Raw genomic sequence first — 18,460 nt, forward strand, 5'->3', positions numbered from 1 at the left:
GCTGTTGAGTTGTCAAACGCTGTTCCGGGCTTCACCCTGGAGCAGCCCTCTAGTCTACGACAGATTCGCGCAGTCATGTGCATGGAATATCGTGGGAACCATGTCAGAGACGATCATCACCGTGGCCGGGTCGAGTCGCCTGCGCCGCAACCCCGAGCGCGCCCGGGTGCGCATCGGCGTGGGCTTCGAGGGCTCCAAGCGCGACAGTGTGCTCGCCGCCACCCGTGCAGCGCACGAGTCACTCACCGGTTCGCTCGAATCGATCCTCGACGAGCGCGACGGACCGGTGATCGGCTGGCACTCCGAAGACATCCGGGTCTGGGGCCAGCGCCCCTGGAGTCAGGACGGCACGCGGCTGCCGGTGGAGTTCCACAGCGCGGTCTTCGTCGACGCCGAGTTCGACGACTTCGAAGCCCTGTCGGAATGGATCGACGTCGTGTCCATCCGCGACGGCATCGCCATCGACGGCATCGAGTGGCTGCTCTCGCACGAGACCGAGGAGCAACTGCAGGCCGAAGCCCGCCGCGGCGCGGTCGTGGATGCGGTCGCCAAGGCCCGCGAATACGCCGCCGCTCTCGGCCTGGGCGACGTCGTGCCGATCTCCCTCTCCGACCCCGGGTTGCTCGACAACCCGGCGCCGGCCCCGCAGTTCGCGGCGATGACGATGGCCAAGGGCGCACCCGGCGGAGGCGGCGGCATGGAGTTGCGGCCCAGCGCGATCGTGATCGAGGCCACCGTGCACGCCCGCTTCTCGTCGCAGTCCGCCCTCACGTGAGCGGCGCCGGTTCTCGCCCCGAGCGGGGTGCATCACCCGCCGTGCCCGACCTCACGGGCCGCACCTTCGTCGTGACCGGAGGCACCGGCGGACTCGGCTACTGGGCCGGCGAACAGCTGGCGGCAGCAGGCGGCAGCGTCGTCATCGCAGCGCGCAACCCCGAGCGGGGCGCCGCGGCGCTCCGCTCCCTCTACTCCCACGTGCCCGGTGCGGATGCGCGCTTCGTGCGCCTCGACCTCGCCGACCTCTCCTCGGTCGCCGACGCCGCCGCCGAACTAGCCGCACTCCCCCGCATCGACGCCCTGATCGCGAACGCCGGGGTGCTCGCCTCCCGTGGCCGCCAGACCACTCCCGACGGGTTCGAATCGATGATCGGCACGAACTTCCTCGGCCACTTCGCCCTGATCGGCCGGATGCTCCCCGCCCTGCTCGAGCAGCCGGTCGCGACCCGGATCGTGCACCTCGGCAGCATCAGCCACGAATTCTTCCGGCTCGACCTCGACGACCTGCAGGCGAGCACCGGGCGGTTCCGCGAGTTCCGCACCTACGGGCGCTCGAAGCTCGCCGTGATGACCTCCGGTTTCGAGCTCGACCGACGACTCCGGTTGGCGGGCGCCTCAGCGGCGAGCCTGGTGGCGCATCCGGGGTACTCGGTCGACGAGCTCGCACCGCGACGCGACATCCTGCCCACCCCGAAGAGCGCACCGGCACCCGTGCGCACCGCCTACCGCGCGATCGCTCAGGGCAAGGATGCGGGCGCCTGGCCGCTCGTGGCTGCGGCGACCGACCCGGGCGCAGCCGGCGGGCAGTACTGGGGCCCGTCGGGCTGGCGCCAGCTGAAGGGCCGCCCCGCCGTCGTGGCTGCGAAGTCCTACGCCCGCGATCCCGCGATCGCCCGCCCGCTCTGGGCGGCCGCCGAGCACCTCACCGGCGTCACCTACGACTTGCCCTCCTGACCCTCGATCTTCTTGCCCCCATTGGCCCTAAAACCCGGGGTTTGAGGCGGAAGGGGGCAAGAAGGTCGTCAGTCGCCGAGGGCGCGGTGGCTCGACATGGCGCGGTCGGCCTCCCGCTTGTCCTGCCGTTCGCGCAGCGCCTGGCGCTTGTCGTACTCGCGCTTGCCCTTCGCCACCGCGATCTCGACCTTCGCCCGCCCGTCGCTGAAGTAGAGCTTCAGTGGCACGAGGGTGTAGCCGCCCTCTTTGGTCTTGTTGTGGATCTTGAGGATCTGCTCCTTGTGCAGCAGCAGCTTGCGCTTACGGCGCGGCGGATGATTGTTCCAGGTGCCCTGGTTGTACTCCGGAATGTGCACCGCGTCGAGCCAGGCTTCTCCGCCCTCGACGAAGGCGTAGCCGTCGACCAACGAGGCCCGGCCTTCCCGCAGCGACTTCACCTCGGTGCCGGTGAGCACGAGGCCCGCCTCATAGGTGTCTTCGATGGTGTAGTCGTGTCGCGCCTTGCGGTTGGTCGCGACGACCTTCTCTCCGCGTTCGCGTGGCACGGTGTCTCCTTGGTTCAGAACGATGGGCAGCCCGGAATGGGGCAGCCCACCATTCTAGACCTTCAGATAGCGGGTGATCGCGACCTTGGCCGCCAGCGCCGCAAGCAGCGCACCGCCGACGATCAGAATCGGCACCACGAAGAACGCATCACTCAGGCCGATGAAGGAGGTGAAGGGCAGCGCCACCGCCAACTGGTCTTGCACGAAGAACTTCACGACGAGCACCAGGGCGGCGCCCGCCAGCACCGATCCGATGAGCGAGGCGATCACCCCTTCGACGATGAAGGGAGTCTGAATGAAGCGATTCGACGCACCGACGAGCCGCATGATGCCGATCTCCCGGCGCCTCGAGAAGGCGGAGAGCCGGATGGTCGTGGCGATCAACAGCACCGCCGCCACGAGCATGATGATGGCGATGCCAAGAGCGGTGATGCTCGCGATGTTCAGAATGTTGAAGATCTGCTCGAGGTAACTGCGTTGATCCGTCACACTTTGAACCCCGGGAAGACCGGACAGGCTCTCCACCAGCACATCGGACTGCTGTGGGTCTTTCATGTTGACCCAGTACGTCTCAGCAAGCAGGTCCGGCGTCACATACTCCGTGACCGGGTTGTCGGCGAACTGCTTCTGGAAGTTCGCGTACGCCTCGTCGTGATCTTCGAAAAAGTACTGTTTGATGAACGGCTGCAGTGTCGGCGAATCCAGCTGTGCTTTCACCGCGGCCTTCTGATCTTCGTTCGCTTCGCCGCCGGCGCAATTCTGCCCCGTGTCCGTCGCGGTGCACATATAGATGGCCACTTGCGCTTTGTCATACCAGAAGCTCTTCATCTGGTTGATCTGGAACTGCATCAGTACGGCGGCGCCCACGAAGGTCAGCGAGATGAAAGTCACGAGCACGACGGAGATGACCATCGAGACATTGCGCCGGAGGCCGGTGCCGACCTCACCCAGGATGAGTGCGAATCTCACGTCGTGGGCCCTACGTTCTGGTCTTTCGCCGGGTCGGCCGGGGCGCCGGGCGCCCGCAGGCCGAGTTTCTCGGCGAGGGTGAGTGATTCGGTGGCCGGGTCGTGCGGATCCGGCTGCGGCGGGTTCACCGGCATCGGCGGGGTTCCCGGATGCGCGCCCGCGGGCACGACCGGACCGGTCTGAGCGGGTGCGGTCTGAGCCCCGTTCGGAGCAGGCGCGGCCTGCACCGGGCGCTCGTACTGCGGCGTCGGCGGCACCGTCACCGGCTCGGAGACGGGCTGCTGCACGGGCACGGGCTGCGAGGCGGGCACGGGCCGCGACACGGGTTGCATGGGCGGTGGCGCGACCACGGGCGTGGCTTGCGTCGAGGTGGGCACCGGCGGTGCGTAGCGCGGCGGGGCGACGTGCGGCTGCGCAGGCCCGACCGGCCGCGCGAGTCCTTCGGAGAGCGCGATCTCGGCGGTGAGGCCGGAGTCCTGCAAGGCGATCTCGGCGGTCATTCCGTAGGCGCCCTGGTCTTCGTCGCGCACGATCTGACCGGTGACCAGCTCGATCACGCGGCGCTTCATGTGGTCGACGATCGCGTTGTCATGGGTGGCCATGACCACGGTGGTGCCGCCCGCGTTGATGCGCTCGAGCACCGTCATGATACCGGCGCTGGTGGAAGGGTCGAGGTTGCCGGTCGGCTCGTCGGCCAGCAGGATGGCGGGCTTGTTCACCACGGCGCGCGCGATGGCGACGCGCTGCTGCTCACCACCGGAGAGCTCGTGCGGCAGGCGGTTGGCCTTCTCGGCGAGCCCGACCATCTGCAGCACGTCGGGAACCGCTTCCTGGATGAAGCCGCGCGACTTGCCGATGACCTGCAGGGTGAACGCCACGTTGTCGAAGACGTTCTTCGACGGCAGCAGCCGGAAGTCCTGGAACACGACACCGAGGTTGCGCCGGAAGTAGGGCACCTTCCGGTTCGAGATCGCATTGAGGTCTTGGCCGAGCACGTGGATGTTGCCACTGGTCGGCCTGTCCTCCTTGAGGATCAGGCGGAGGAAGCTCGACTTGCCCGATCCCGAAGCCCCCACCAGGAAGACGAACTCCCCGCGCAGGATTTCGAGGTCGATCGAGTTGAGGGCCGGCCGCTTGGTGCCCTTGTAGGTCTTGGTTACGTGATCAAACCGAATCATGACGTGTCGAGACTAAGCAGCGCTGCACGCTTTTCGGGGTCGCGACTCGCTGGACACGCCGATTCATAGAAACGGCATCCGGGCGCACCCGCCTTGCCTACTCCGTCTTGCGCTTGCGCCACCGGATGCCCGCGGCGATGAAGCCGTCGAGGTCGCCGTCGAAGACGGCCGAGGGGTTGTTCACCTCGTACTCGGTGCGGAGGTCTTTCACCATCTGGTAGGGCGCGAGCACGTAGCTGCGCATCTGGTCGCCCCAGCTCGCGGTGATGGTTCCGGCCAGTTCCTTCTTCTGCGCCGCCTCGGCCTCGCGCTGCAGCAGCAGCAGTCGCGATGCGAGCACGCGCATGGCGGCGGCACGGTTCTGGATCTGGCTCTTCTCGTTCTGCATCGACACCACGGTGCCGGTGGGGAGGTGGGTGATGCGCACGGCGGAGTCGGTGGTGTTGACCGACTGGCCGCCGGGACCGGAGGAACGGAAGACGTCGACCCGGATGTCGTTCTCGGGGATCTCGATCGCCCCGGCCTCCTCCATCAGCGGGATGACCTCGACGGCCGCGAAGCTGGTCTGGCGCTTGCCCGCCGCGCCGAAGGGGCTCATCCGCACCAGGCGGTGCGTGCCCGCCTCGACCGAGAGGGTGCCGAAGGCGTAGGGTGCGTCGACCTCGAAGGTGGCCGACTTGATGCCCGCCTCCTCGGCGTAGCTCGTGTCCATCACCGTGACCGGGTAACCGTGCTTCTCGGCCCAGCGCAGGTACATGCGCATCAGCATCTCGGCGAAGTCGGCGGCATCCACTCCCCCGGCGCCGGAGCGGATGGTGACGACCGCGGGCCGCGCGTCCCACTCCCCGTTCAGCAGGGTCTGCACCTCGAGGTCGCCGAGCACCTTCTGCAGGCTCACCAGTTCGGCCTTGGCCTCCTCGGCCGACTCCTCGTCGTTCTCGGAGTTGGCCAGCTCGATCAGCACCTCGAGGTCGTCGAGCCGGCTCTCGATCGATTCGATGCGCGCCAGCTCGCCCTGGCGGTGGCTCAGTGCGCTGGTGACCTTCTGCGCCTTCTCCGTGTCGTCCCAGAGATCGGGAACGCCGGCCTCCTCACTCAGGCGCGCGATCTCGGCCGTCAGCGCGTCGACGTCGACGACCGATCGGATGTCTGCGAAGGTGCTCCGGAGCTGGGCGATCTGTTCTGAAAGGTCAATGTCTAACATCGTCCCGACAGTCTATCGAGTGGCCCTCGCCGGCCCCACGACGGACGCATTGCTTAGCAGGCGTAAAGTAGTCGCAATGAGTGTGCAGGCGGGCGACGACTTCCGGTTCCGGTCGATCGCGCTCCCCGCCCTCCTGCCGTCTCTCCTCTTCGGCATCGGCGAGGGCGCGATCATCCCGATCATCCCCGCCGTGGCCTCCTCGCTCGGCGCGGGACTCGCGGGCGCGGGGTTCATCGCGGCGATGATCGTCGTGGGGCAGCTGGCCGGCGACATCCCGAGCGGCTGGCTCGTGTCGAAGATCGGCGAGCGGGTGGCCATGATCTCCGCCGCCGTGCTCTCGATCGCCTCCGTCACCGTGGCCATGTTCGCCGCCACCGCCACTCTCTTCGGCGTCGCCATCTTCTTCCTCGGCCTCTCGGCAGCGGTCTTCGCGCTCGCCCGTCAGGCCTTCATGACCACCTTCGTGCCGGTGCGCATCCGGGCCCGCGCGCTCTCCACCCTCGGCGGCTCGTTCCGGGCGGGCTGGTTCATCGGGCCGTTCCTCGGGGCGGCGGTGATCGGGCTGACCGGCTCGGTGCAGGCCGCGTTCCTGCTCCACATCACCTGCGCCGTGATCGTGACCGTCGTGCTGATCGCGATGCCCGACCCCACCGCGAACGTCGCGAAACCCGATGCCGGCGAACTGCTCGTGCGTGCCGAGTCGGTGAGCCTGTTCACCACGATCTGGCAGAACCGCGGCGTGCTGCTGCGGATGGGCAGCGGCGCCGGGGTGGTGGGCGCGCTCCGCGCCAGCCGGATGGCCATCCTCCCGCTCTGGGCGGTGAGCATCGGCCTCTCCGAATCGTCGACCGCGCTCATCGTGGGAATCGGTGCCGCCGCCGACTTCGCCCTCTTCTACACCAGCGGCCAGATCATGGACCGCTTCGGCCGGCTCTGGAGCGTGGTGCCCTCGATGGTCGGGATGGGGCTCGCGCTGATCACGCTGTCGTTCACCCACGACCTGCCCGGGGCGGTGCAGTGGTTCGTCGTCGTGGCGATCGTCATGGGGGTGGCCAACGGGGTGGGCAGCGGCATCATCATGACGCTCAGCGCCGATCTCGCGCCGCGGGACGACCCGGCCCCGTTCCTCGGCGCCTTCCGCTTCACCGCGGATGCGGGGGCCGCCGCGGCGCCCCTGGTCGTGTCGGGCATCGTGGCCGTGGCGTCGCTCTCCCTCGCCACCGGGTTGGTGGGCGTGGTGGGACTGGTGGGCGCGGGCATCCTGATCCGCAACGTGCCACGCTATCTGCCGCACATCCCGCGCGCCGCCCGCTGACACCCACGCCCCGTCGAGGGCGCGCACGGCCGGCTCAAAGGATGCCGAGCAGCCACCCCCTACACTGGAATTAGCTTTGCGGGAGTGGTGGAATTGGCAGACACGCAGGATTTAGGTTCCTGTGCTTTCGAGCGTGAGGGTTCAAGTCCCTTCTCCCGTACTCTCGATGTTTAGTGCCGCCGGGTGGATGCACCACCCCGACGACTGGAGAACCCCGCTGTGATCGCCGCCTCTGCCCCCGCCTCGCTCATCCCGTGGCTCGACCCCAACATCCTGCTCGGCGGCGTCTTCGGACCCGTGGCCCTCCTGGTGGTCTGCGCGATCGTGTTCGCCGAGACGGGCCTGCTCGTCGGGTTCCTGCTGCCCGGCGACACGTTGCTCTTCTTCACCGGGGTGCTCGCCGTGACGGGCAAGTTCGGCGTCGACATCTGGTGGGTCTGCCTCGCCATCTCGCTCGCCGCCTTCCTCGGCGGCGAAGTCGGCTACCTCATCGGCCACAAGTTCGGTCCGCGCATCTTCGAGCGCAAGGAATCGGGCCTGTTCAGCGTGCGCAACGTCGAACGCACCAACGAGTTCTTCGAGCGCTTCGGCGGCTTCGCCGTGATCATCGCGCGCTTCGTGCCGATCGTGCGCACATTCGCCCCGGTCGCCGCCGGCATCGGCCACATGAACTACCGCCGGTACTCGCTCTACAACGCCATCGGCGCCCTCATCTGGGGTTCGGGCATCACCCTGCTCGGCTACCTGCTCGGGCAGATCCCGATCGTGAAGAACTTCGCCGAGAACTACCTCGACCTGGTGCTGATCGGAGTCGTGGTGCTCACGGTCATCCCCACCGTGTTCCACTACATCCGCACGGCCCGCAAGGCGAAGCGGGATGCCGCCGCCGCCGACGCCGAACAGGTCGAGGTCACCGGCGCCGCCGAGAAGCTCACGCTCGAGCCCGAGGTGTTCGGCAACGACGTCGACGGCCGCGCGTAAGGCAGGCCGCCCCTCCTGCCCCTCGTCTAGAGGTGCTGCTGGTCCTCGTGCCGGGCGTGCTCGGCCGGCTCGAGCTGGAAGGTCGAGTGCTCGACGTCGAAGTGCGCGGTGAGACACGTGCCGAGCGAATCGAGCAGGGGCCCGGTGTCGCCACGCTCGAACACCTCTCGCGCCACCACCACGTGGGCCGAGAACACGTACTGACCCGAGGTGATGGCCCAGACGTGCACGTCGTGCACGTCGACCACACCCGGCTCCTCGAGGATGTGCGCGCGGATCTCCTGTACGTCCATCGCCGACGGAGTCGACTGGCTGAGCACAGAGAACACGTCGCGCAGCAGGGAGACCGCGCGCGGCACGATCATGGCGGCGATCAGGAGCGAGGCGATCGCATCCGCCTTCTCGAATCCGGTGGCCAGGATGACCACGGCCGCCAGGATGACGGCGATCGACCCGAGCAGGTCGCCCAGCACCTCCAGATAGGCGCCGCGCATGTTGATCGACGTCTTGGCTCCCCCGCGCAGGATCAGCAGCGAGGTGAAGTTCGCCACCAGGCCGATGCAGGCCACCACGAGCATCAGCCCACCACGCACCTCCCCGGGTTCGGAGGAGATGAGCCGGGTGACGGCTTCGAAGGTCACGAACACGGCCACGCCGATGAGGATGAGGCTGTTCGCGAGGGCGCCGAACACCTCGGCGCGCTGATAGCCGTAGCTGTGCCGGTCGTTCGCCGGGCGCGCGGCGACGATGGTGGCGATCAGCGCGATGATCAGGCCGATGAGGTCGGAGAGCATGTGCCCGGCATCCGCGAACAGCGACAGCGAGCCGGTGAAGAAGGCGCCGATCACCTCGACCACGAGCACGGTGGCGACGATGGCGATGGCGAGTGTCAGGCGGGAGCGGTTCGCGCCCGCACCGTGGCTGTGGCCGTGACCACCACCGGCTGAACCGGCCCCGCCGCCGCCACCCGCGCGCGCCGCCTCGTCGCGCGCCACCGCCGCGGCGTGCGCCGACCCCGGCCCGCAGCCGGCGGCGTCTCCGTGGTCGTGGCCGTGCTCGTGCGCGGCGGATTCGTTCGTCATCACCTCAACGGTAACCGCCCGCGAGAGCCTGGTGCCAGCGCGTCGGCTACTCGGGAATGAGGCTCGTTCTCAGTACCGGGATCGCCGCCTCGAAGGCGCGTGCCCGGTGACTGATGGCGTTCTTCTCCTCCGGCTGCAACTCGGCCGCCGTGATGGCGAACCCTTCGGGCACGAAGATGGGGTCGTAGCCGAATCCGCCTCCGCCGTGCGCCGCGGTGGCGAGCCGGCCCGGCCAGCGGCCGGAGACGACCTGCTCGAACCCGGTCGCCGGCACCACGATCGCGATGTGGCAGTCGAAGTGCGCGGCGCGGTGCTCGGGCGCGATGTCGGCGAGCTGGTCGAGCAGCAACGCGAGGTTGGCCTCCGAGCCGCGCCCGTGGCCCGCCCAGCGGGCCGAGAAGATGCCGGGCGCGCCGCCCATCACGTCGACGCCGATGCCCGAGTCGTCGGCCATCGCCGGGAGTCCCGAGTGCGCGGCCGCGGCCCGGGCCTTGATCAGGGCGTTCTCGGCGAAGGTCGTGCCGTCTTCAACGGGCTCGGGGCCGTCGTAGGCCACGATCTCGAGCTCGGGCAGGGCCGACCCGAGGATGCCTTGGAACTCCTGCACCTTGTGGGCGTTGTGGGTGGCGAGCACGACGCGCATCCGGATGCCTACTCCCCCGCTGCGCCGGCGGCGAGCACCGCGTTCTGCAGCACTGCCAGCTCGGTGGTGCCGAGCAGCGCCAGGTCGAGCAGCGAGTTCAGTTCGGACCGGTCGAACGGCGCACCCTCGGCCGTGCCCTGCACCTCCACGAACAGTCCGCGGCCGGTGACGACCACGTTCATGTCGGTCTCGGCCCGCACGTCTTCGACGTAGGCCAGGTCGAGCATCGGATCGCCGTCGATGATGCCCACCGAGACCGCCGAGACCGTGTCGAGCAGCGGCTGCGAACGCTGCCCGATGAACTTCTTCTCGCGCGCCCACTCGATGGCGTCGGCCAGCGCGACATAGGCGCCTGTGATGGCGGCCGTGCGGGTGCCTCCGTCGGCCTGCAGCACGTCGCAATCGATCACGATCGTGTTCTCCCCCAGGGCCTTCATGTCGACCACGGCACGGAGCGAGCGGCCGATCAGGCGCGAGATCTCGTGGGTGCGGCCACCGATCCGGCCCTTCACCGACTCGCGATCCATCCGGTCGTTGGTGGAGCGCGGGAGCATCGCGTACTCGGCCGTCACCCAGCCCTTGCCCGATCCCGACTTCCAGCGCGGCACGCCGTTGGTGAAGGAGGCGGTGCAGAGCACCTTCGTCTTGCCGAAGGAGATCAGCGCCGAGCCCTCGGCCTGGTCGCTCCAGCCGCGCTCGATGGTGACCGCGCGCAGCTGATCGGGGGTTCGGCCGTCTTTGCGGATGATGTCGGTCACGAGTGGCTCCTTGTGGGATCGGTGATGGGGATGGTGCCGGTCTCCACCAACTCGACGGAGGACACCTCCGGCCCGAGGAAGAGCTCGGACAAGCGGATGAACTCCTCGGCGCTGCCTCCGGTCGCCTCGTAGCGGTATTCGGCGCGGCCGGGCGAGGTGCGCTCGATGCCGGCGCGCACCAGGGTGCGATAGACGTCGTTCGCGGTCTCGGTGTCGCTCGAGACGAGTCGCACCCCCTCGCCCACGACGTAGGAGATCGCGCCCTTGAGGAAGGGGTAGTGGGTGCAGCCGAGCACCAGGGTGTCGATTCCCTGCTCCACCAAGGGCGTCAGGTACTTCTCGGCGAGGGCGACGAGTTCGCGGCTCGTGGTGTCGCCGGCCTCGACGTGCTCCACGAACTCGGGGCAGGCCTGGGTGAAGAGCTCGAGGTGCGGCGCGGCCGCGAAGGCGTCGTTGTAGGCGCGCGAGGTGATGGTGGCCGTGGTGCCGATCACGCCGACCTTGTTGTTGCGCGTCACCGACACGGCCGTGCGCACGGCGGGCTGGATGACCTCGACCACCGGCACGCTGTAGCGCTCACGCGCATCCCGCAGCATCGCCGCCGACGCCGTGTTGCAGGCGATGACGAGCATCTTCACGTCTTGCTCCACCAGGTCGTCGAGCACCTCGAGGGCGAAGCGGCGCACCTCGGCCAGCGGACGCGGACCATAGGGCGAGTGCGCCGTGTCACCCACGTAGAGGATGGATTCGCGGGGCAGCTGGTCTCGCACCGAGCGTGCGACGGTCAGGCCACCCACGCCGGAGTCGAAGATCCCGATCGGCGCATCACTCACGATAGGACAGCCTAGCCCGAGTGCCACGGCCTAAGCTCGGAGGGTGACCGCGTCCACCGCCCTGCTCACCGACCGCTACGAGCTCACGATGGTCGATGCGGCCATCCGCGCCGGCACCCATGACCGGCGGAGCGTCTTCGAGGCCTTCGGCCGCTCGCTCCCGGCCGGCCGGCGGTACGGTGTCGTGGCCGGAACGGGAAGGCTGCTCGAACTCATCGAGGGCTTCCGGTTCCAGGATGCCGAGCTGGAGTTCTTGAGCGAGCACCGGATCGTCAGCGCCCCCACCCTCGACTGGCTGGCCGGCTACCGGTTCTCCGGAACGATCACGGGCTACCGCGAGGGCGAGCTCTACTTCCCCAACTCGCCGATCCTGGTGGTCGAGTCCAGCTTCGCCGAGGGCGTCCTGCTCGAGACCCTGATCCTCAGCGTGCTCAACTACGACTCCGCGGTCGCCGGTGCCGCGTCGCGCATGGTCTCCGCCGCGCGTGGCCGTCCGCTCGCGGAGATGGGCTCGCGACGCACGGGCGAGCGCTCGGCGATCGCCGCCGCCCGTGCCGCCTACATCGCCGGCTTCGCCGCCACCTCGAACCTCGAAGCCGGGCGCACCTGGGGCGTGCCGACGATGGGCACCGCCGCACACGCCTTCACCATGCTGCACGACACCGAGGAGGAGGCCTTCCGCGCGCAGGTGGCCGCGCTCGGCCCCGGCACGACCCTGCTCGTCGACACCTACGACGTGGCGGAGGGCGTGCGCACCGCCGTGCGGGTCGCCGGCCCGGAACTCGGCGCCGTGCGCCTGGACTCCGGCGATCTGCTGACCCTGGTCTCGGCCGTGCGGGCTCAGCTCGACGAGCTCGGCAACCGCGACACGAAGATCACGGTCACCAACGACCTCGACGAGTACACGATTGCCGCCCTGGCGGCCACCCCGGTCGACTCCTACGGCGTGGGCACCTCGGTGGTCACGGGGTCGGGCTCTCCCGCGTCCGGCATGGTCTACAAGCTGGTCGCTCGGCAGGACAACGCGGGCGAATGGATCTCGGTGGCCAAGAAGTCGCCGGAGAAGGCGACCCACGGCGGCCGGAAGCATCCGGTTCGCGCGCTCAGCGCATCCGGCATCGCCACCTCGGAGACGATCTACGTCGGGGCGGCGGCGCCGTCGGTGGTGCCGGGACGGATGCTGCACACCCGGCTGATGACCGACGGCGTCGCGGATGCCGTCTTCACCGGCCCGCACGGGGTCGCGTCGGCGCGGGAGCGGCGCGCGATCGCGTTGCGCGAACTGCCGCCCGAGGCGTTCCGGTTGGCGGCCGGCGAACCGGCCCTGCCGACGGTGTACGTCGACGCCGAACCGTCGGCTACTCGTCGATGAGCTTCTCGTAGATCTCTTTGCAGGTGGGGCAGATCGGGAACTTCTCCGGGTCGCGACCCGGCGTCCACTTCTTGCCGCACAGCGCCTTGACGGGCTTGCCGGTGAGAGCCGACTCGAGGATCTTCTCCTTCTGCACGTAATGCGAGAAGCGCTCGTGGTCTCCGGGGTCGAACTGTTCGGCCTCGATGAGCTCCTGGAGCTCGCGGTCGAGCGTGGCCGTGCCTCCACCGGAAGGGATGTCCCCGGGCTCGGAGATGCTGTCGAAAACGGGATTGACCATGGGGTCAATTGTAGATCGCTCCGGCGGCGGTTGGCCCGCCGTTTCAGTTGCGCTGCGCGGCCGCCAGGATCTCGGGACCGCGGCGTGTGAAGATGCGTGCGCCCCAGGCGACACCAAGCACGACCACGACGACACCGATGCCGAGGCCGGTCCAGAGCGACACCCAGAAGTAGTCGGGGTCGACGAACACGCCCAGCACCCCGTAGACGACGGCGGGGGTGGAGAGGATGAGCGTGGCACCCAACGAGAAGCCCTGGGCCAGCACCGAGGTGGCGCCGGTCGACTGCGGCTGCGTGAACGCGCTGTCGCCCGGACGGCTCGCCGGATAGGGGAAGCGGGCTGAGAAGATGCTGCCGAGACCGAGACCGGTGAGCACCAGGCAGGTGCTGGTGCCGAGCACCGCGGGAAGCGCATCCGGGTTGTCGGCGAACACCACGCTGAGGAACGAGCCGATGCCGATCAGCGGAATGGCGATGAGCACGACCGGGATCATCCGGCCGATACGGTCGGCGACCCCCACGCGCCCGGCCACGACGTGCAGCCAGATGGCCGTGTGGTCGAACGCGACGTCGTTGTGCACCACCCAGCCGAGGAAGATGCACATCAGCGGGATCGGCAGGAGCGCCGTGTATCCGATCGGGATGCCCACGAAGACGAAGACGACCACGGTGACGATCGGGACCACGGGCACGATCACGAGTTGGGCGTAGTAGCGCGCGTCACGGCCCCAGTAGGTGAGCGAGCGCGCGGCGATGGCACCGGTGCGCGTGGTGGGGGTGCGCCCGAACCACCCGAGACCGGCATGGTCTCGGGTCTCGCTCTGGTGACCGGGTGTCACGAGCATCAAGGCCACGAGGCCTTTCCAGGCCAGCCAGACGAGCGCCAGGGTGGCCAGCGCGATCAGGAGCTTCAGAACCGAGAAGACCCATTGTCCGTTCGCCGCATCGGCCGGGATCGCCCAGACCGCGCCGAGCGGCGTCCAGCCGAGCACGTTCTCGAGCGCGGAGAAGAAACCGCCTCCGTCGTCGCCCCAGCCCGTGAGCATGAGCAGCAGGATGCCGGGAACGATGACGATGATCGCCAGCACGCCGACGGTCACCCCGATCTCGCGCGATCGGCGGGTGACGAAGACGAACGCCGAGATCGAGGTGGCGAGCCGCGCGCCGAGCACGCAGGTGAGTGCCCCGACGACCGCCGACACCACGGCGAGGAGCGCGGAACCGGGCGATTGCGACCAGGTGGCGATGGTGGCGAGGCTCACCAGGGTGACGATCAGCGAGGGGACGCTGAGGAAGGCTGCGATGAACAGGCCGAAGGCCATCGCTCCGTCACTCACCCCGTACAGCGAGAACGAACGCGGATCCATCGGATCCTGCGTGCTGAAGAACAGCGGCAGCAGGAAGAACCCGGCCACCACGGCCGAACCGCCGATCACGACGATGTTGCGCGTGACCTCGGGCTCCCCCGTGCGGAGCGAGAACAGGATGGCGATGAGCGCGATCCCCATGATCACGGCATACGCGGTTCCGATGATCACCCCGACGAGCTGAGGCGTCGGCCGTTTGACGTTGTTGGCGAGGAGGCGCAGCCTCAGTCGGAGGAACTCAGCAACCATTCCATGCCTTCTGCGCTCTTGCGGCCGCCCGCGAGTTCGACGAATCGTTGTTCGAGTGTGCCGCCGTCGCGCACCTCGTCGACCGTGCCCTTGGCGAGCACCTGGCCTTCGACGATGATGGCGACGCGGTCGCAGACGCGCTGGATCATGTCCATGCTGTGGCTGGAGAGCACGACGGTTCCGCCGCCCGCGACGTACTTCTCCAGGATCTCGACCACGTTCGCGGCCGACACCGGGTCGACCGATTCGAAGGGCTCGTCGAGCACCAGGAGGCGCGGTGAGTGGATCATCGAGCAGGCCAGTGCGATCTTCTTCGTCATGCCGGCCGAGTAGTCGGAGACCAGCCGGCCGAGGGCGTCTTCGAGGCCGAAGGCGGAGGCGAGGTCGTCGCTGCGGTGGGCCACCGTCGCGGCGTCGAGACCGCGGAGCGTGCCCGAGTAATAGAGCAGCTGGCGGCCGGTGAGCCGGTCGAACAGCCGCAGCCGGTCGGGCAGCACGCCGATCAGGCGCTTGGCGGCAACCGGGTCGCGCCAGACGTCTTGCTCGAGCACGGTGATGGTGCCGCCGTCGGGACGGAGGAGGCCGGTGACCATCGAGAGGGTCGTGGTCTTGCCGGCGCCGTTCGGGCCGACGATGCCGTAGAACGAGCCCTGCGGCACGTCGATGTCGATTCCGGCCACCGCGGTGGTGCTTCCGAACTTCTTCACGAGGCCCCTGATGGAGAGCGCGATGTTGTCCGGATCGATGTCGCGCACCACCAGTGGCGGCGTGGACACCGCGGCGCGCGGCTTCCGCGGGGTACGGGGCACCCGAGGTGTGCGGGGAGCCGGCGTCGCCGCGGACGGCCTCGCCGGAGCCGGGATCGCGGGGATGACCACGATCTCCTCGGCGGGGGCGGGCGCGGGGGGAGCTGCGACGACCGCGGTCTCGATCCCCTCGGCCGTTCCGGTCGTCGGCGGAGCCGCCGTGGTGGGCTTGGCGGCGGGTTTGCGCTGCGCGGGCTTCCGCGGCGCGGCGGGCTTCTTGCGGGCCGGTGCCGGTGCCGACGTTCCGGCGGCGGCGACGTCGGGCGCCTCAGCCGGCGCGGCCGGCGCGGCCTTGGCCGCGGTCGACGGGCGACGGGCGGCGGTGGGCTTCGCCGGAGTCGTCGGCTTGGCGGGAGTCGCAGGCTTCTGCGCCGGGGTGCGTTTCACGGGCGTTCGGCCCGCGGTCGCGGAGGCCGAACCGGCCGCTTTCGCGGGGGCGCGGCGAGGAGCGCGTGGGCCGCCAGACCGTGCTCCCCCGGCATCTGGAGTGTCTGACTCTGAGCTCACCGCACTAACCTATCAATCCCTTTGCCGCCCTGCACCGGGCTCGTCGCCCTTCCGGAGGGCTCGGTCACGAAGCCCTCAGTCTGACACCTCTTCGGCCCGGCGCACGCATCACGAAACAGAAACGATACACACAGCCTCCCTTGCCCCGAAATGGGGGCACAGTACACTGATCGGAGGCATGACGAGGTGTCTGGAACGAAACCGAGAGGTTAATCGGGCCTGAACTCTGCACTGCTATTCGGCAGACGGCGCTTCACGCCCGTTCCTCTCCCAGCACCGCAGGATCAGCAATGATCGCCAACCAGAGGAGACAAACGTGACCACCCAGGTCGTCATACTTGCCGCAGGCATGGGAAGCCGGCTCGGCCGGTCACTCCCCAAGCCTCTCACCGAGCTGAGCGACGGCCGCACCATCATGGGGCAGCAGTTCGACAACATCCGGCACGCTTTCGGATCGAACGCGAAGGTCACCATCGTCGTGGGCTACAAGCTCGAGCACATCATCGAGGCGTTCCCCGAGGCATCCTTCGTCTACAACGAGGAGTACGACCAGACGAACACCTCGAAGAGCCTGCTGCGGGCGCTCCAGGCGTCCACGTCGGGTGGGGTGCTCTGGATGAACGGCGACGTCGTCTTCGACCCCAGTGTTCTCGACCGCGCCGTTCCGATGATCGCGCGCGACCAGTCGTTCGTGACGGTCAACACCGCGAAGGTCTCGGATGAAGAGGTCAAGTACACGACGACCGCGGAGGGCTACATCGACGAGCTCTCCAAGACGGTCGTGGGCGGTCTCGGCGAGGCCGTGGGCATCAACTACATCTCCTCGCGCGACAAGGCCTCCTTCATCCGTCACCTGCAGAAGGTGAACGACCAGGACTACTTCGAGCGCGGCATCGAGCTCGCGATCGAGAAGGACAAGGTGCTGATCGAGCCGGTCGACATCTCCGACCTGTACGCGGTCGAGGTCGACTTCCAGGAAGACCTGGAACGCGCCAACCTGTTCGTCTGAAATAGAGTAGGGGCCGACCGACAACGGAAGGGTCCCGGCACGTGAGCGCAGCGACACTGGCGCCGCTGTCTCGTAGGAGCGGCGGGTGGTCGCGGTACCGGCATTCGCTGTGGCTGCTGACCCGCCGCGATCTGCGGGTGCGCTACTCGACCTCGGCGCTCGGCTACGTCTGGTCGATCCTCGATCCGCTCGTGATGGCGGGCATCTACTGGTTCGTCTTCACCCAGGTGTTCCACCGCCCGGTCGGCACCGAGCCCTACATCGTGTTCCTGCTGTCGGCACTGCTTCCGTGGATGTGGTTCAACGGCACGGTGTCGGATGCGACGCGGGCCTTCCTGCGCGAGGCGAAGCTGATCCGTTCCACCAAGATCCCCCGCACCATCTGGGTGAACCGCCTGGTGCTGTCGAAGGGCATCGAGTTCCTCGCCAGCATCCCGGTGCTCGTGCTCTTCGCGGTGTTCGCGGGGGCGACCGTGAACGGGGACGTGCTGCTGTTCCCCCTGGGCATCCTGCTGCAGGCGGTGCTCACGGTCGGCGTGGCGCTCATCGTGGCGCCGCTCGTGGTGTTCTTCCGCGACCTCGAGCGCGCCGTGAAGCTCGCCCTGCGCTTCCTGTTCTACGCGTCGCCCATCATCTACGGCACCCATGACCTGCCGGAGAGCTTGCAGCCCTGGGCGGCGTTCAACCCGCTCTCGGGCGTGTTCTCGCTCTATCGCGCCGGATTCTTCCCCGACCAGCTGGACTGGTATCAGGTGGGCGTGGGAGCCGGGATGGCCCTGGTGCTGCTCTTCATCGGCATCCTGGTTTTCCAGAAGTCCGAGCGCAGCGTGCTGAAGGAGATCTGAGCGTGCCGAGCCAGAGCGACGTCATCACGGTCGACCGCGTCGGCATCCGGTTCAAGCGCAACCGCCGCGCCCGCCGGAGCTTCAAAGACCTCTTCGCGGGGAGCTCGCGACGCTCGCGACCGGGCGAGTTCTGGGCGTTGCGAGACGTCAGTTTCACCGTGCGGCGGGGCGAGGCGATCGGCGTCATCGGGCGCAACGGTCAAGGCAAGTCGACACTGCTGAAACTCGTCGCCGAGGTGGTGCTGCCCGACGAGGGGCACGTGCGGGTGCGTGAAGGCGTCGCGCCGCTGATCGAGATCACCGGAGGATTCGTCGAAGACCTCTCGGTGCGCGACAACGTCTATCTCACGGCGGGGCTGCACGGCATGACCCGCCGCGAAGTGGATGCGCGCTTCGACGACATCATCGCCTTCGCCGAGATCGGCGACTTCCTCGACACCCCCTACAAGCACCTGTCGAGCGGGATGCGCGTGCGGATCGCCTTCTCCGTGATCTCGCAGCTCGAGGAGCCGATCATCCTCGTCGACGAGGTGCTGGCCGTCGGCGACAAGGGTTTCCGCGAGAAGTGCTACCGGCGCATCGAGGAGTTGCTCGACGGCGGGCGCACCCTCTTCTTCGTGTCGCACAACGAGCGCGACCTGCGGCGTTTCTGCACGCGAGGGCTCTATCTCGACAAAGGGCGGCTGGTGTTCGACGGCCCGATCGAGGAGGCGCTGGAGCGCTACTCCTCCGACACAGCCGACCCTTCCTGACGAAGTTATCCACAGTTGGCCGGCGGAGGCCGGTT

Annotated in this window: 19 protein-coding genes and 1 tRNA gene; 9 read left to right on the forward strand and 11 right to left on the reverse strand. The window is 68.3% G+C overall.

Going from position 1 to position 18,460, the window contains the following annotated elements; translation table 11 throughout:
• Positions 1-100 precede the first annotated feature (100 nt).
• Positions 101-775 (forward strand): SIMPL domain-containing protein, encoded by a 675-nt coding sequence (locus BLW00_RS10735; protein ID WP_175494221.1) that lies wholly within the window; start codon positions 101-103, stop codon positions 773-775.
• Between the two features lie 41 nt (positions 776-816).
• Complete coding sequence (locus BLW00_RS10740) at positions 817-1,731, forward strand: SDR family NAD(P)-dependent oxidoreductase (RefSeq protein WP_245741518.1); 915 nt, start codon at positions 817-819, stop codon at positions 1,729-1,731.
• A gap of 68 nt (positions 1,732-1,799) precedes the next feature.
• Here BLW00_RS10740 and smpB read toward each other — a convergent pair whose 3' ends face one another.
• The 4 genes from smpB to prfB form a co-directional block, all read right to left on the reverse strand.
• On the reverse strand, positions 1,800-2,276 hold the full coding sequence (smpB, locus tag BLW00_RS10745) for an SsrA-binding protein SmpB (RefSeq protein ID WP_092553596.1): 477 nt from the start codon (positions 2,274-2,276) through the stop codon (positions 1,800-1,802).
• 54 nt (positions 2,277-2,330) lie between these two features.
• Positions 2,331-3,245, reverse strand: coding sequence for a permease-like cell division protein FtsX (gene ftsX / locus BLW00_RS10750; RefSeq protein ID WP_092553599.1), 915 nt, complete (start codon positions 3,243-3,245; stop codon positions 2,331-2,333).
• Positions 3,242-4,423 (reverse strand): cell division ATP-binding protein FtsE, encoded by a 1,182-nt coding sequence (gene ftsE / locus BLW00_RS10755; RefSeq protein WP_092553602.1) that lies wholly within the window; start codon positions 4,421-4,423, stop codon positions 3,242-3,244. Before ftsE ends, ftsX begins: the two co-directional genes overlap by 4 nt.
• A 97-nt stretch (positions 4,424-4,520) precedes the next feature.
• Positions 4,521-5,627 carry a peptide chain release factor 2 gene (prfB, locus tag BLW00_RS10760; protein WP_092553605.1) on the reverse strand — a complete coding sequence of 369 codons (1,107 nt, stop codon included), beginning with the start codon at positions 5,625-5,627 and terminating at the stop codon, positions 4,521-4,523.
• A gap of 76 nt (positions 5,628-5,703) precedes the next feature.
• On the opposite strand from prfB, the gene BLW00_RS10765 reads away from it, so the two are divergent.
• From BLW00_RS10765 to BLW00_RS10775, 3 genes are all read left to right on the forward strand, one after another.
• Positions 5,704-6,942 carry an MFS transporter gene (locus tag BLW00_RS10765; protein WP_092553608.1) on the forward strand — a complete coding sequence of 413 codons (1,239 nt, stop codon included), beginning with the start codon at positions 5,704-5,706 and terminating at the stop codon, positions 6,940-6,942.
• Between the two features lie 78 nt (positions 6,943-7,020).
• A tRNA-Leu gene (locus BLW00_RS10770) sits at positions 7,021-7,102 on the forward strand.
• A 23-nt stretch (positions 7,103-7,125) separates the two neighbouring features.
• Complete coding sequence (locus BLW00_RS10775) at positions 7,126-7,923, forward strand: DedA family protein (RefSeq protein WP_407650964.1); 798 nt, start codon at positions 7,126-7,128, stop codon at positions 7,921-7,923.
• 26 nt (positions 7,924-7,949) lie between these two features.
• Here the strand turns inward: BLW00_RS10775 and BLW00_RS10780 are convergent, their stop codons facing one another.
• The 4 genes from BLW00_RS10780 to murI are packed head-to-tail and all read right to left on the reverse strand — an operon-like array spanning position 7,950 to position 11,239.
• Positions 7,950-9,005, reverse strand: a complete 1,056-nt coding sequence (locus BLW00_RS10780; RefSeq protein ID WP_092553611.1) for a cation diffusion facilitator family transporter — start codon at positions 9,003-9,005, stop codon at positions 7,950-7,952.
• A gap of 46 nt (positions 9,006-9,051) precedes the next feature.
• Positions 9,052-9,648, reverse strand: a complete 597-nt coding sequence (gene rdgB, locus BLW00_RS10785) for an RdgB/HAM1 family non-canonical purine NTP pyrophosphatase (protein ID WP_092553614.1) — start codon at positions 9,646-9,648, stop codon at positions 9,052-9,054.
• Between the two features lie 8 nt (positions 9,649-9,656).
• The gene (gene rph / locus BLW00_RS10790) at positions 9,657-10,406 is read right to left on the reverse strand and encodes a ribonuclease PH (RefSeq protein ID WP_092553617.1); all 750 of its coding nucleotides are present in this window, start codon (positions 10,404-10,406) and stop codon (positions 9,657-9,659) included.
• Positions 10,403-11,239 (reverse strand): glutamate racemase, encoded by an 837-nt coding sequence (gene murI, locus BLW00_RS10795; RefSeq protein WP_092553620.1) that lies wholly within the window; start codon positions 11,237-11,239, stop codon positions 10,403-10,405. Before murI ends, rph begins: the two co-directional genes overlap by 4 nt.
• A gap of 43 nt (positions 11,240-11,282) precedes the next feature.
• On the opposite strand from murI, the gene BLW00_RS10800 reads away from it, so the two are divergent.
• Positions 11,283-12,611 (forward strand): nicotinate phosphoribosyltransferase, encoded by a 1,329-nt coding sequence (locus BLW00_RS10800; RefSeq protein WP_092553623.1) that lies wholly within the window; start codon positions 11,283-11,285, stop codon positions 12,609-12,611.
• Here BLW00_RS10800 and BLW00_RS10805 read toward each other — a convergent pair.
• From BLW00_RS10805 to BLW00_RS10815, 3 genes are read right to left on the reverse strand one after another with little or no spacing between them, the layout of a single operon-like run.
• Entirely contained in the window at positions 12,598-12,891 is a 294-nt protein-coding gene (locus tag BLW00_RS10805; RefSeq protein WP_092553626.1) for a DUF3039 domain-containing protein, read from the reverse strand. The genes BLW00_RS10800 and BLW00_RS10805 overlap by 14 nt on opposite strands.
• A gap of 43 nt (positions 12,892-12,934) precedes the next feature.
• Positions 12,935-14,506, reverse strand: coding sequence for a hypothetical protein (locus tag BLW00_RS10810; protein ID WP_092553629.1), 1,572 nt, complete (start codon positions 14,504-14,506; stop codon positions 12,935-12,937).
• Entirely contained in the window at positions 14,482-15,699 is a 1,218-nt protein-coding gene (locus BLW00_RS10815; RefSeq protein ID WP_175494222.1) for an ABC transporter ATP-binding protein, read from the reverse strand. Before BLW00_RS10815 ends, BLW00_RS10810 begins: the two co-directional genes overlap by 25 nt.
• 436 nt (positions 15,700-16,135) lie before the next feature.
• On the opposite strand from BLW00_RS10815, the gene BLW00_RS10820 reads away from it, so the two are divergent.
• The 3 genes from BLW00_RS10820 to BLW00_RS10830 are packed head-to-tail and all read left to right on the forward strand — an operon-like array spanning position 16,136 to position 18,425.
• A complete protein-coding gene (locus BLW00_RS10820) occupies positions 16,136-16,828 on the forward strand; it encodes a phosphocholine cytidylyltransferase family protein (protein ID WP_092553632.1) in 693 nt (230 codons plus the stop codon).
• A 41-nt stretch (positions 16,829-16,869) separates the two neighbouring features.
• Entirely contained in the window at positions 16,870-17,673 is an 804-nt protein-coding gene (locus tag BLW00_RS10825; RefSeq protein ID WP_245741519.1) for an ABC transporter permease, read from the forward strand.
• 2 nt (positions 17,674-17,675) lie between these two features.
• The gene (locus BLW00_RS10830) at positions 17,676-18,425 is read left to right on the forward strand and encodes an ABC transporter ATP-binding protein (RefSeq protein WP_092553635.1); all 750 of its coding nucleotides are present in this window, start codon (positions 17,676-17,678) and stop codon (positions 18,423-18,425) included.
• Positions 18,426-18,460: the final 35 nt, after the last annotated feature.

Origin of the sequence: Herbiconiux ginsengi, assembly GCF_900107435.1 — a bacterium.
Taxonomy (GTDB): Bacteria; Actinomycetota; Actinomycetes; order Actinomycetales; family Microbacteriaceae; genus Herbiconiux; species Herbiconiux ginsengi.

Coding starts and splice junctions, on each gene's coding strand:
- BLW00_RS10735 (WP_175494221.1), top strand. CDS start 101: ATGTCAGAGACGATCATCACCGTGGCCGGGTCGAGTCGCCTGCGCCGC.
- ftsE (WP_092553602.1), bottom strand. CDS start 4,423: ATGATTCGGTTTGATCACGTAACCAAGACCTACAAGGGCACCAAGCGG.
- prfB (WP_092553605.1), bottom strand. CDS start 5,627: ATGTTAGACATTGACCTTTCAGAACAGATCGCCCAGCTCCGGAGCACC.
- BLW00_RS10765 (WP_092553608.1), top strand. CDS start 5,704: ATGAGTGTGCAGGCGGGCGACGACTTCCGGTTCCGGTCGATCGCGCTC.
- BLW00_RS10780 (WP_092553611.1), bottom strand. CDS start 9,005: ATGACGAACGAATCCGCCGCGCACGAGCACGGCCACGACCACGGAGAC.
- rdgB (WP_092553614.1), bottom strand. CDS start 9,648: ATGCGCGTCGTGCTCGCCACCCACAACGCCCACAAGGTGCAGGAGTTC.
- BLW00_RS10805 (WP_092553626.1), bottom strand. CDS start 12,891: ATGGTCAATCCCGTTTTCGACAGCATCTCCGAGCCCGGGGACATCCCT.
- BLW00_RS10810 (WP_092553629.1), bottom strand. CDS start 14,506: ATGGTTGCTGAGTTCCTCCGACTGAGGCTGCGCCTCCTCGCCAACAAC.